This window comes from Sphingobacterium micropteri (genome assembly GCF_014692515.1).
Lineage (GTDB): Bacteria > Bacteroidota > Bacteroidia > Sphingobacteriales > Sphingobacteriaceae > Sphingobacterium > Sphingobacterium micropteri.
Genome location: NZ_JACOIK010000015.1, coordinates 100,365 through 113,610, shown reverse-complemented (window position 1 = coordinate 113,610; position 13,246 = coordinate 100,365). Strand labels below are relative to the sequence as shown.

General features: G+C 42.0%; 10 protein-coding genes. 4 read left to right on the top strand and 6 right to left on the bottom strand.

Translation table 11 applies throughout. The features are described from left to right. Positions 1 to 7: 7 nt before the first annotated feature. The 5 genes from H8B06_RS18475 to H8B06_RS18455 form a co-directional block, all read right to left on the bottom strand. Positions 8 to 2,464: a glycoside hydrolase family 31 protein gene (locus tag H8B06_RS18475; RefSeq protein ID WP_190995676.1), complete on the bottom strand. Its 2,457-nt coding sequence runs from the start codon at positions 2,462 to 2,464 to the stop codon at positions 8 to 10. 126 nt (positions 2,465 to 2,590) lie between these two features. Further along, complete coding sequence (locus H8B06_RS18470; protein WP_190995675.1) at positions 2,591 to 3,148, bottom strand: biliverdin-producing heme oxygenase; 558 nt, start codon at positions 3,146 to 3,148, stop codon at positions 2,591 to 2,593. A gap of 104 nt (positions 3,149 to 3,252) precedes the next feature. Continuing rightward, a complete protein-coding gene (locus H8B06_RS18465) occupies positions 3,253 to 4,608 on the bottom strand; it encodes an HmuY family protein (RefSeq protein WP_190995674.1) in 1,356 nt (451 codons plus the stop codon). Between the two features lie 48 nt (positions 4,609 to 4,656). Further along, positions 4,657 to 5,412: an HmuY family protein gene (locus H8B06_RS18460; RefSeq protein ID WP_190995673.1), complete on the bottom strand. Its 756-nt coding sequence runs from the start codon at positions 5,410 to 5,412 to the stop codon at positions 4,657 to 4,659. Positions 5,413 to 5,451: 39 nt separating this feature from the next. After that, positions 5,452 to 7,788 (bottom strand): TonB-dependent receptor, encoded by a 2,337-nt coding sequence (locus tag H8B06_RS18455; protein ID WP_190995672.1) that lies wholly within the window; start codon positions 7,786 to 7,788, stop codon positions 5,452 to 5,454. A gap of 292 nt (positions 7,789 to 8,080) precedes the next feature. Between H8B06_RS18455 and H8B06_RS18450 the strand changes: the two genes are divergently transcribed. The 4 genes from H8B06_RS18450 (at position 8,081) to H8B06_RS18435 (ending at position 11,922) form a co-directional block, all read left to right on the top strand. Then, positions 8,081 to 8,938, top strand: coding sequence for a heme/hemin ABC transporter substrate-binding protein (locus tag H8B06_RS18450; protein ID WP_190995671.1), 858 nt, complete (start codon positions 8,081 to 8,083; stop codon positions 8,936 to 8,938). Between the two features lie 8 nt (positions 8,939 to 8,946). After that, entirely contained in the window at positions 8,947 to 9,981 is a 1,035-nt protein-coding gene (locus H8B06_RS18445) for a FecCD family ABC transporter permease (protein WP_190995670.1), read from the top strand. Between the two features lie 26 nt (positions 9,982 to 10,007). Next, positions 10,008 to 10,868, top strand: a complete 861-nt coding sequence (locus tag H8B06_RS18440) for a heme ABC transporter ATP-binding protein (protein WP_190995669.1) — start codon at positions 10,008 to 10,010, stop codon at positions 10,866 to 10,868. A gap of 79 nt (positions 10,869 to 10,947) precedes the next feature. After that, positions 10,948 to 11,922: a helix-turn-helix transcriptional regulator gene (locus H8B06_RS18435; protein WP_190995668.1), complete on the top strand. Its 975-nt coding sequence runs from the start codon at positions 10,948 to 10,950 to the stop codon at positions 11,920 to 11,922. Positions 11,923 to 11,931: 9 nt separating this feature from the next. Here the strand turns inward: H8B06_RS18435 and H8B06_RS18430 are convergent, their stop codons facing one another. Next, the gene (locus H8B06_RS18430; protein WP_190995700.1) at positions 11,932 to 13,179 is read right to left on the bottom strand and encodes an ABC transporter permease; all 1,248 of its coding nucleotides are present in this window, start codon (positions 13,177 to 13,179) and stop codon (positions 11,932 to 11,934) included. Between the last annotated feature and the right edge of the window lie 67 nt (positions 13,180 to 13,246).

Sequence of the window (13,246 nt, the reverse complement as noted above, 5' to 3'; positions counted from 1 at the left end):
TTTAAATTCACGAAATGGTTAACCGTCTAAATTCTTTTTCAACGATGATATAATGCTTCCCTTCTTCATCCACCAATGTCTCTAATATATCGCCATCTACCTCTACGTGATGGACATCGAATGGAAGTCCGACAATGTATATTTTGTAGCTATCAAAACGTTCGTGATACAACCCTTCTATATGTTGGACGATCGTTAAGCTATTTTGTTCTCCCTCGACTATAAAATATTTTTCGTTGTATACACTTTGTTCGTAAGCAAAGGTTTCTCCATGGTCGATGTAAACATGGGATTCATATCGTCCCTGCCCCCAGAAGACATTTAATTTTAAGGTATCAATGTTCTTCTCCATCGTATATTGCATCACCGGAAATTCGGGAATAACGCTTCCTCCACGAACAAAAATCGGCATCTCGTTTAATGGCGTTTTCACGTTGTGCTCCTGTCCACCCTCCAGCATGGTATGGTCAAAATAATAATACCAGTTACCTTCGGGCAGATACACAATCTTGGATTGCTGACCGGGTTGAATAACCGGCGAAACAAGAATATGATGGCCAAAGGCAAATTCCTCCTCGCGCAGCAGATTTTCGGGCTTATGTTGTTCCAATAATGAAATAGGCCGTAAAATCGGTTCCCGGTATTTATGCTGTCGCCAAAACACCGTATAGATGTAAGGTAATAATTTGTAACGAAGCTCAATGAATTTTTTGCAGATGGCTTCCCATTCGGGACCAAAGCTCCAGGGCTCCCTATCGCGGGTATCGCCTGCGGAATGAACCCGCATAAATGGAGAGAACACACCAAATTGCATCCAACGGGTATAAAGTTCGCCATCCGGTTCGCCGGTAAATCCACCGATATCAGTACCACAAAAAGACAAACCCGAAATCGACAAGCGCTGTAACTGAAGTATGCCTATCTTTAAATGTTCCCAGGTTGCGATATTGTCCCCGGTCCATACTGATGAATAACGTTGTACGCCGGCATAGGCGGCACGGGTAATCGTAAATGGACGTCTATTTTTCTGAAGCTTTTTTAATCCATCATACGTCGAGCGCACCATTTGCATACCATATATATTATGTGCCTTCCGGTGAGAGCCTCGTAATCCTTCAAAATAATGCCGCACATCATCTGGAAATGTTCCGCGGCCAAAAACAGCGGGTTCATTCATGTCATTCCATACACCGGCTACCCCATCTTCCACCAAACCACGGTATAGGGTTCCCCACCATTCCCGTACTTTGGGATTGGTATAATCCGGAAATTGGCAACGACCCGGCCATACATACCCTTCCATATAATAGTCGTCTCCTCGACGGCAGAAATATTTATTTTCTTTACCCTCATTGAATACCCAATAATCTTCGTCGACTTTAATACCCGGATCGATCATGACAACCGTTCTAAAACCATCCGCCGCTAAATCAGAGATCATTTTCCGCGGATCGGGGAAATAGCGTTTATTCCAGGTAAAACAACGGTAACCGTCCATATAATCAATATCCAGATAAATGGCATCACAGGGTATCTGCCGTTTGCGGAACTGGTTGGCAACTTCGCGCACATTGGCTTCCGGGTAATAGCTCCATCGACACTGATGGTATCCGATTGCCCACAAGGGCGGCATATAATGTGTCCCTGTCAGTTCGTGATAACGTTTCACAACGTCCATCATCTGTGGTCCATGGATATAATAATATTGTAGCTCTCCTCCTTCCGACCAAAAACTGACCTGGTCAACCTGTTCGGCGGCAAAGTCAAAATACGTTCTAAACGTGTTGTCGAAAAAAATACCGTAGGCATCGCCGCCTGTTACACCGATATAAAACGGGATAGTCTTATAGAGCGGATCTTGGTTAAAGCCGAAACCATAGGTATCCGAATTCCAATTTTGAAATCTTTTTCCGCGTAAGTTCAGATGCGTAGATTTATCACCTAATCCAAAAAAGGCTTCATCTGCAGGTGTATCTTTCGTGCAGTATACGTAGTAACCTCCAAAATCGGGGTTCTCTTCCCAATGCATAGGCTGTTGGTCGGCATTCATCACCTTTCCATCCAGCTTCTCAAACGAGACTAGAAAACCTTCTTTTTGTATGCGACAAATGACTACACTGGTCTTGATAATAAACGCATCCGCTGTTTCTACAATGGAAAAAGAAGTAGGATGTATATCCAAATCTTTCTTAATAGCATAAGAAAAATCATCCAGAAACAAGCTTCTTGGTGCCAAACGCACCCGGATGATTTCGTCCGAAAACACCTTTACTTCTATACTGGCTTTTCCATCTGTAAAGACAAATACGTTACCTTGCTTCACATACGAAAGAACTTTATTCAAATATTTTTTTTCTACTGCGGGCACATCAAGCACAGGGTTGTTGACGTGATGGATATTATCTAGTGTTTCCTCCTCTAATATATCCGTAGCAATCTCTCCTTTTTTTTGGGATTCAGCCATACTCTTTTCTATTTATTTAATTTAGTATTGATTTTACGGTGCTATTAAAGTACAATAATTTTTAAAAAAAAGAAAACAAAAAAAATCCCCGCCAAGGCGGGGATCTTAATTAAAGCGTTAAAATTATTAGACGGTTACGCCTTTAAATACGTCGCCAAAACGCGAGAACGTCTCATTGGCAACTTCAATCGCGCGGTTATGCGTATTAGGATTTTCGCCATATTGATTTAGCACGGCAACAAATTTGCCCCACATCTTGCCCGTATCCTCTCCATAACCCGAAAAGAAAGATGTTCCTTTCGTAACACCATATTTATTCAACATCTGTACGATATATGGGCCACCCATAATGGAGCCTTCCAATACGTATAGGGCGCTCAACGCTTCCAATGCGTTGTTTACGACCGGTGCTGTCGCTATAGGCAAGTCATTGACATTCCCGCCAAGCTCTTCGATATCGGCTTTGATATGTGATGCGTTACGACGTTCCGTATAATCAGGCAATACTTCTGGTGTTATAAACGGTGTGATATTTTTTTCCACCGCATTAAAATAAGTATAAAAATTCTTAAGTACTTCCGCATAATCCGCATCCGACTGAACTGCCTTAAGCTGTCTTACCACCACACCCTCTAAAGTTTGGTGCGCCTCTTTTGTGTTTTCCTTGATATTTTGACTTAACATATCTTTTCTATTATAAACTGATTCTATACAAAGATTAGTATTAATTTCTCTTATTGAATGCTGAAATCTGACGTTTTATGTCTGCAAAACGACATTTCATATCACTATCGAATCTCAAAAGTATTTTTATCGCCAGGGATCAAAACATATTCAAATGTGGCATACATAATCGCTTCTCCGCGCTTCCATTGTTCTTGGTTAAACAAGCCTTTGTAACAAGAAATCATTTTTATTTTTGCATAATCACCGTTAGCTGTTTTCACGATAACAGTACGTGGATTGATAATAGTTCCATCTTTTTTGGTAATCGGTTCAGCTAGTGCATAGGCTACGTGTTTATCTTCTTCCGCCCCCTCGCGCACCAGCTTTCCATCAAAGTCGTATAAATACCAGCCCATTCCTGCACCAAAGGAACCTTGATCATCGGTACCTATTACATCTTTACCCGTCTTGAATTCGATACCCGCCGGGAGTTGTTCAACTTCATCAAACGTACTTTCTACGATGGCAATTCCGCCTATTGCATTACTTCCCGCACCATGGTTTCCGTCAACTCCATTGTTACCCGATAAGAAGCTTGTAAACATACCTCCAAAAGCTAAATCCCACTTCATAGACTTAACCGCGTCCTGTGGTATCGATTTATTTTCCGACAAGCTGTAAAAATAAAAGCCAGATTCGTTCGGTTCAGATCCCTCGTCGGTTGGAGCTATAGGCAGATTTTCAACACGGATAAGTTTGTAATAGTTTTCGTTATCTTGTATATCATCATTTTCACCAGTCTTATTAATATCTTGGTAATCGACCGTATAATAGATATAATTCGTTGGACCGCTTTCTTTATTCGGCGTTTCATCGGAATAGATACTCCTTATCTGAAATTTAAACTGTGGCTCCCCGTCTTTTGAAAGTACCAATGTACGGCCTGCCACGGCCTCTATAGTATGTGTCTGCATGTTATATGTCGCCCAACCAATAGCTCCCGGAGCAAAAGCAATTCCTATTTTCTCTACCGTTGTAAACTCATCGTCAGCTGTCACCGCTCCAAATCTTTTGTCTATATAGGATAACGTATATCCTTTTGCCGTATTGGGTTGAACGCCCATTTCCTTTGCTTCTGCAATCCAGGTAAGAGGTGCATCCTCCGCTGCAACCGCGTCATTCTCTTTAAAATCGAAATAGAATGTTGTCGCCACGTTTTCCGTTGTCTTACCGTCTTCAACGACAAATTGTCGGAAATTACGCAGAGCATAACGTTCTCCGTCCCGACTAATTGTCCCTTGCGTATTTGATGTAGTTGATACATCTGTTAAATCTTTCGTTTGGCCATCTTGGACAATGACTTTTGGTTGATGCCCTTGATCAGTATCCTCATCCGGCATGCTATTATCCTTTTCACACGCCGTGAAGCCAACCGCCACAAAGCATGTTAGTGCTGCAATTCTAAATAGTTTGTTCATTATAAAATAGTTAAAAGTTATCAAAATGTGGTTTCGAAAACCAGTAAATTATTCGCTTGTTCTTAAATTTTTACTTCCATCCTCCTGCACGTAATACTTAAAGGTGAAATAAGGTGCCGGCCAATTCATATTCGTTACAACCGGTGGATTTCCTTTGTAAGCATTGATCAATTGTAGTTTTGCATATTTACCATCAGGCAGTCGAATAACATAAGTACGATTAGGTAATGGCTGCATGAGGTGTGTATCTAAACTATATCTAAACCAGCCACTGGACGATTCGGAAAAAGCCCATCCTATACGATCGACATCACTTTTATCAAATTCCGCATCGCTCGGGGCCGTAGTTACCGCATCATAGGATTGATTAATCATAACGACTGCCGTGTTTGTCGCCGGTCCTTCAAACCCCGGGCTCCGTGTATGCTGCGCATTATTGATATGTACTTCCGAATTATACTCTCTTGTGAAGGCAATATCCCAATCTAATGTTTTCAGCCATTTCAACGAATCTTCTTTCGTCTTAATCCATATTTGTCTTTGGTCACGAAACCGGAATAGAAAGGTATAGGCATCTCGCTGTTCCTTTCCATCGACATCTTCTCCCATAGAGGCCTCAGTATCTCCTGGAAGATCGTAAATCACTATGCTACGGCCGTCCTCTAACGGTGGCGCGACATCGTTATCCTTTCCACAGGCTTGCATTCCAAGCAATACAATGATACCGAACAGACATCTACCCCATTTCCCTAATGCAATAATGGATTTTAATTCGTTGATAATGATATCTCTTGTTTTCATCATGTTCCTTTGTATTTTATTTTTATAGCTCCTTTAAAACGATTATTCCTTAAACCATCGATAACTTAGGCCTCCTAATATGACCCTACCCGGCTGGCCAGGCATATACCGGTGTGTGAATCCCAATAGATTGTCTGCTATAAGGCGAAGCGTTAACTTGTTCCTCCAAAGCTTCTTCTCCAGCGTTAAGTTTAATAAGGTATGGTCTGGTACAAAGGCATCATATTCGTCAATAAACTGATTACCGTTAATTTCTTGGAAGGGATAGCGTCCACGAATATTTGCCCGCAGATTTAAAGTCATGTTCCAGGGTTGATATTCATACGTGGCTTTTAAATTAATCATATGGCGCGAGCGATCTTCAATCCCCCAATAATCTCCTGTCGTCACAGGTCGCGATTCGCCGGTTATTGGATTGTTGATCATTTGGTTATATGGATAGTTACCCGCACGGATACTATCCAATACCGACAAATCCTTTGCAACTAGATATTGGTATCCTATAGATAAGTTCAGACTTTCCAAGGGGCGATAACCAACAGACAGTTCAAAACCTTTATTCGCCGCACGGGGCAAATTGCGATACGTAAAAATTTGTCCTACCGTGGTTCCGTTCCCGACCGCTACCGCATTGATCTGATTAGCAATACGGTGATAAAAAACAGAAGCTTCCGCACGCAAACGGGTACTCGGATTCCAGATGAAACCGAAATTACTCGATAGGCTATTTTCCGCTTTCAGATTACCTGCAGTCAAATTAAGCATATAGGAATTTTGAAAGCTCAGTTCACCATTTCTATCTAACGCCTCCATCACTTCGCGCACTTGATCGGTACCGACAACCATATAATTTGCAGACGGATTATAAAAAACTTGATAGCGCATCTTGTAATCTGGAGCTTTGAAACCAGCTCCAATACCTGCCTTCATCAACCATTCTTCAGATAGACTATATTGCAGCCCCAGACTCGGACTCAAGCGTCCACGATAGACATTCGTGTGATCATATCTTAATCCAGTCGTTGTTCGTAGTTTTGCTAAGGGCTGCCATTCGGTCTGTAGATAAGCAAACGCTGTATTTAGATTTCTTTCTTGACCTAAATCTTTATTATCCATCAGTTCCAAACTCCCACCTATTCCACCAGTCAATTGAATGCTACGAATAGGTGCATACGCAAACTGTTGTTCCAATCGATGTACTTGCTGCCCAAACATTTCTGCTCCGATTAGCGCGTTTTGGTTAATCCAGTTAGCTTGCATTTCATTTTCGTATCGGGTAAAATAATAACGGCTCATACTTCGTACACCATTGGCAAAGTTATGGTCGTAGCTGGCGGATAGATTTAAATCACGATCCGTTTGTCTATCTTCATTAATCCATTCATCGGACCACATATTAATCATTTCGGAGTTCCCCTCGGTGTATCGTGCAGTTACTCCCAATGTACCATCTCTGGATAATCGATACCGCGCCCGTCCTTGAAAACTATAATTACTATAAGGCGGTATCGTAGTTCCCCCAATCATATACTTCGAATCTGTATTGAAACCATCGGTCTTGTAATAGTTACCCGAAATAACAACGGAGCCGCGTTGATTTGCAAAAGGTGTTTCTGCTTCCACGGTAGCATCCACCGTATTTAAGCTACCATACAATAGAGAACCATGTGCCTGTGGTGTAATGGCTCCATGTCGTGTGATGATATTGATTGCCCCACCTAATGCATCACTCCCGTATAAACACGAAGAAGCTCCCTTTATCACTTCGATACGTTCCACATTCGTCACCGAGATGCGGGACAAATCAAAGTTGCCATTATTTCTCCCCAACATAGGCTGTCCATCGATCAGCACCATCACATAACTACTGCTAAAACCCTGCACCTGCACCCCGATAGCACGCGATCCGCTAGCAATATCGTTGACCACCGCTACGCCAGTCTGCTCTTTCATGATCTCATCCAATCGTCTGCTACCCATTAATTCGATTTCCCTACGCGTAATAACCGTGACGGGCATCGCTGCATTTTCGGCCTTCACCAGATTGTCGACTGCCATTTGTTTCCCCTGCACGGCAACTTCTGCTATCCCATAGCTTTCCATTTCCAGTAGGATATCCAAATTCACATTGTCCCCCTCTACCATAACGTCAAGTTCTTGCGAAACATAGCCAACGTATTCCACCCGTAGTCTATAAGATCCCTCATAAAGTTCACTAAATCTAAAGTGTCCTTCTTTATTGGGCTTCAAAATCTTTTGGTCGGGCCATAGGGTTATGATGATTTGATCAGCAGTCTCCCCGCTGTCCCCTAACCGTACCTCTCCTGTTATGGCATATTTCTCTTGAGAGAATGCAACTATGGGAAGCAACGGTAACATCAATAAAAGAAACTTTTTTAAGACCTCTAATCGACCAAACATTTATTTTTAATTATTCTAAATAACAATTGCAAAACAACTAAATGAAATTGAGAAATTTATATGATTTCCGTCATATTGTATATGAAAACTGATATAACTGAAAATACCAGTTTGATAAAAAAGCCAATAAAACACTACTTTTTAACCGTTTAAAGATCAAAAAAAGCAATCCAACCTATACCTGTAGTTATCGACTACTTGTATTTAGACTGATTATTGCTTTGCTTTGTATCAAGAAAACAAAATAGGTATGCGATTAACAGTAAAAAAATATAGTTTGATACTATTCCTGCTTCCGTTGGTGTTCTGGGTAGAAGCAGCTCCAAAGCGTATCATTACCTTAAATAGTGCGCTAACAGAAACCGTCTTTGCCTTAGGTTTCGGCTCTTCGGTAGTGGCGACCGATGTGACGAGCGAATCACCAGCAGCAGCGACGAAATTACCAAAAGTCAGTAAAAACAGGTCGGTATCGTCTGAAGGTCTACTTCGTTATAAACCGGATATTGTATTAGCAATCGAGGGGGAGGTATCCCGCGCCGTTATACAACAGCTGGGAGCAGCTGGTATCAAATTCGTGGCGATCCGCCAGCAGTACTCCAGTAAAGGTGCCTTAAATTTCATACAGGACGTTGCTAATGCACTGAATGAAGAAGATCGGGGAAAAACCTTAGTGAATACCACACAAAAAGCACTGCAGGAAGTCGAGCTTACCATCAAAAAACAATCGTTTGCTAAACCGCCTAAAGTGCTTTTTATCTATGCCAGAGGAACGGGAACCATGAGTGTAGCCGGAAAAGGAAGCAGTATAGATGAAATTATAAAATTGGCGGGAGCTCAAAATGCCGTACAGGAATTTGCCGACTTTAAGCCTTATACGACAGAAGCATTGGTCAGCGCGAACCCGGATATCATCTTGATGTTTGATTTTGGGCTCAGTAGTCTCGGCGGAATAGAAGCGATGCTCAAGCTACCAGGAGTACAGCTTACCAACGCCGGAAAAAATAAGAGAATCATCCAGATGAATGGTTCATTACTCATTAATTTTTCGAATAGGTTACCCGAAGCTATACAGGAGCTTCATTCCGCAATGAAAGCTGTGTATAAGTAACAGACAAGATGGTGCTCAAACAACGAATTATACTCGTGGTTCTTTTCATCACGATGGTAATAACAGCGATTATCGCCTTAGGATTAGGGGCATTCAATATCCCTATCAACGAGGTTTTTAATGCATTAACAGACAAAATTGGGTTTTCACAAAATGCAACTGCCGATGAGATGTATGCAGATGTGCTTTTCGCTATACGCATGCCACGGGTATTACTGGGAATGCTAGTGGGTGCAGCACTGGGAATATCGGGCGCTGCGATCCAAGGAATATTCCGCAACCCATTATCCGAGCCGGGCCTTATCGGCATATCGGCCGGCGCATCACTTTTTGCGGTGTTAATTATAGCTTTCGAGACGCTACTTTTTGTAGGGCTTTCCGAACTATTGGGATATTACCTGTTAGCATTCGGTGCCTTTGTGGGCGCTGGATTGACAGCATTTGTCGTTTATCAGCTATCAAAAAAAGATGGTCGTCCCAACATCACCACCATGTTGTTGGCGGGTATTGCGATCAATGCCCTTGCCGGAGCTTTGACGGGACTAATGACCTATATGGCCACAGAGCAACAATTGCGTACAATTACTTTTTGGATGTTGGGGAGCTTAGGCGGTGCAACATGGGAAAACCTCCGTGCCATATTTCCGTTCATCCTGCTTCCCCTGATTTCCCTTCCTTTCTTTGGTAAAGCACTTAATGCTTTTTCTCTTGGAGAGGAACAAGCTGCTTTATTGGGTATTAACACCGATTACACAAAACGATGGGTCGTTTTATTCTCTACGTTAGCGGTTGGTGCATCTGTTGCTGTATCAGGTATTATCGGTTTTATCGGTTTACTGGTTCCCCATACGGTGAGGTTGTTGGGTGGAGTAGATTATAAATATGTACTAACCGGATCCATGCTGCTCGGCGCCATGATATTAACACTGGCTGATGTGCTATCGCGCACATTAGTCGCACCAATAGAACTGCCTATCGGTGTCATTACAGCGCTACTCGGAACACCTGTTTTTCTTTATATTCTCATAAAAGAGAATAAATAATAACAAATATTTTAGATCTAAAGTATATGCTACGTATAGAAGAATTATCATATGAAATAAAGGGTCATCGCGTGCTAAAGGATGTATCTCTGCAGGTACGCAAAGGAGAAGTCGTGGCGTTGTTAGGAGCAAACGGAGCGGGTAAATCCACATTGATGCGGCTTATTTCCGGCGAATTAAAGCCGTCTTCGGGTAATATCACATTACTTGATAAACGCATTGATAAATATGATAACAAAAGATTGGCACAAGGTCGTGCCATGCTCAGTCAGCAGCACGCCATTTCTATGGCATATACCGTAAAAGAACTAGTAGTTATGGGACGATATCCGCATTTCCAGTCGTCTCCCTCACTAAAAGACTGGAAAATTGTACAGGAAACGATGGACATCTGTGGTGTCACCGATTTTGCCGATCGCATTTACCTCAGTTTATCTGGTGGTGAACAACAACGTGTACAATTAGCACGTGTGCTCAGTCAATTATGGGATAATCCCGATGCACTACTATTATTAGATGAACCTATTTCAGCTTTGGACCTACATTACCAACAGAAGGTACTTTCCATCGCAAAAAACCTTTCTCGCCAAGGCTTTATGGTCTTGGTCATCTTGCACGATATTAATATGGCCTCTTTATACGCCGATCGGATTATCATGCTTAAAAACGGCCGTAAATGGCTGGATGGCACACCAAATGAGGTATTGAACAACAAAAATATTTACACCATCTTCTCGGTAGAATCTTCGATAAGCTTAGACAATCATTCGTTAAAACCCCATATCTTTTTTAAAGAAATGCAGATTGAACCGCCATTTTTCAATTCTTCACTACAAACCCCAGCTCCTGCAGAAGATTCCTGGAGTGCCAACCACACCCAAATCTAAGAGAAATAATGACAAACAGTATAGCTGAAAACCAAAAACAAAACAGTATATTTCGCTAGTATCCGGATGACGTAGGTATATGTTGATAAAAAGTAAAATCATAGAATTAGACGAGTGGCTCTTTATAGAGGAGATTCCAGATCAATATCAACCCGATAAACCGCTGGTAGAAAAACGGGAAGAAATTGTACGGAGTCCCATTATTATGCATAATTTCCAACTATCAACAAGTGGTCTCTTCATTTTATACACCGAAATGCAAGCCGATCGCCCCGCCCATATCTACACAGAAATCGAAGGGGAAGCGATTACCAGTCAATTTATCTTTTTCAAGCCCCCCAATAGTAAGCTTCCATACGGCATGAGTCGTCATAATATCCGCTATATCCCTACCGTAAAAAATAGTCACGAAGTCAAAGCTGGCACAGCATACACGTACTTTATTGCCGTTATATCGAAAGAATACTATCTCAATTTAATAAAAAGAGATTCGCTGCTGCACAAACACTTTGTAGAGCAAATTGAGAAAGGCCATTATACTTCTTTTGCCGACGAAGACCAAATGGCAACATACGAAATGCAGCAAACCATCCGCGAACTGATAGATTCGAAAAAGAGGGGCGAAATCCGTAGGTTGCATACGGAGTCGCATATTGTAGAGTTGCTCATGTACCAGTTCGAACAATACAACGAAAAACACAATAATAAGGGTTCTTCATCGCTATATGATGAAGATAATGTCAAAAAGTTAGAGCTGGCCCGACAAATACTGGAACAACGGATGGCCAACCCGCCCAATCAAAAAGAATTGGCACAGGAAGTTTTTATGAGTGAAAGTAAGTTAAGAAAAGATTTCAAGGAATATTTTTCTGTAACGGTACATGATTATCTTACACGCATTCGGATGGAAAAAGCGCGTATCTTACTTTTGGAAGAAAAAATATCAGTTTACGAAGTCGCTATACACACCGGTTACGGACATCAGAATAATTTTAGCAGTGCCTTTAAAAAATACTTCGGTATCTCCCCCGGTGAGCTGAAGACGGGGAAATGATACATCCCATTATTTACTGCGAATGGCTTCTACCGGATCAAGTTTAGCCGCTTGGATAGCCGGTACTATACCCGCAATTAATCCAATAAGCGTAGACAACACCGTGGTCAAAATCACCATCTTCACACTGACTACGATAACCACACCGGTCAATGCGCCCACTAACGCTGCCAAACCATAAACAATCAACAGACCGATTCCCCCGCCAATAAGACATAACAGGATACTTTCGATCAGGAACTGCGAAAGAATGAAAAATTGTTTCGCACCCAATGCCTTCTGTATACCAATAAGATTCGTACGTTCTTTTACGCTGACGAACATAATATTGGCAATTCCAAAGCCTCCTACAAGGATCGAGAAGATGCCAATGAAAAAACCGGCAAGGTTGATAATCGCAAACATTTGGTCAAGTTGCGCCGTAATAAGGGTCGTTTGATTAACCGAGAAATTGTCTTCCCGCTGGGGGGGCAGACGACGGGAGGACCGCATAATACCGATCAGCTCGCTTTCAGCCTCTTCTAGCGCATATTGTCGTTTAACCTCAATCGCTATACTCGGGCCATAATGTTCGTAGTTTACCAGATTACGAGCCAACGTAAACGGTATGTAGGCCACCTCATCATTGGATACATTAATAAGTACCCCGGACCCTTCCCTTTTCAATACGCCGATCACCTGCATTTTTCTTCCCAACAACGTCACATATTTACCAATAGGCGTCGTATTGGGGAATAGCCCCTCTGCTATCGTGGCCCCTAAAATAACACGATGGCTTCCCGCACGCGATTCCTGTTCCGTGAAATAGCGTCCGTCAACTACTTCAAGGTTTCGGATGGAATACATCTCATGCGTTACCGCTGTCACATTAATATTCGAAGCGGAATTATTTCCGTATTTAGCCGTGGAATTAGAGATATTAATGGAATAGGCAACTTCTTCTGCTGTTGTCATCCTATTTTTCACGGCTTCAAAATCGGCATATTTTGGTTCGGGACGATTCACATATCGCCACCAAGGGTAGTCGCCACCGCCACCCCATGGCCATTTTTCGACGTATAATGTACGACTGCCTATTTTGCGCACAGATTCTTCTAAGTTATTGCGCAAAGTGTCTACCGCCGAAAAAACGCTAATAATTGTCATGATCCCTATGGTTACCCCTAATAAGGACAATAATGTACGCGTACGGTTATCCCGCAATGCCGATAACGCAAACAAAAAACTTTCTTTGATAAGGGTAACGATCAAAAACATATATACCGATAAAAGTAAATATTTTTTTCCGTTTATTATGCTTAACTTTGTAAGCATTTTTGAAACC